This window comes from Bacillus sp. SIMBA_154 (assembly GCF_046536015.1).
In the GTDB taxonomy this organism is placed as follows: Bacteria; Bacillota; Bacilli; order Bacillales; family Bacillaceae; genus Bacillus; species Bacillus pumilus_P.
In genome coordinates this window covers 1-271 of record NZ_JAWJBV010000277.1, presented here as the reverse complement: position 1 = coordinate 271, position 271 = coordinate 1, and the positions used below count along the sequence as shown (strand labels likewise).

At 56.5% G+C, this 271-nt stretch carries 1 pseudogene; it reads left to right on the top strand.

What is annotated here, in order from left to right:
* A pseudogene (gene fliI / locus R0K30_RS22040) lies at window positions 1–271 on the top strand (flagellum-specific ATP synthase FliI); the annotation flags it as partial.

Genomic DNA, 271 nt, shown 5'->3' with positions numbered 1-271 from the left:
GTTGATGCGTTCGGCGAACCTCTTGACGGCCGGGCGCTTCCGAAAGGTTTGTCCCCCGTTTCGACCGAGCAGCCGCCGCCAAACCCGATGAAACGCCCGCCGATACGGGAAAAGATGGGTGTCGGCGTCAGATCGATTGACAGTCTGCTGACGGTAGGAAAAGGGCAGAGAATCGGGATTTTTGCCGGAAGCGGAGTCGGAAAAAGCACCCTGATGGGAATGATCGCGAAGCAGACTGAAGCTGATTTAAACATTATCGCACTCGTCGGTG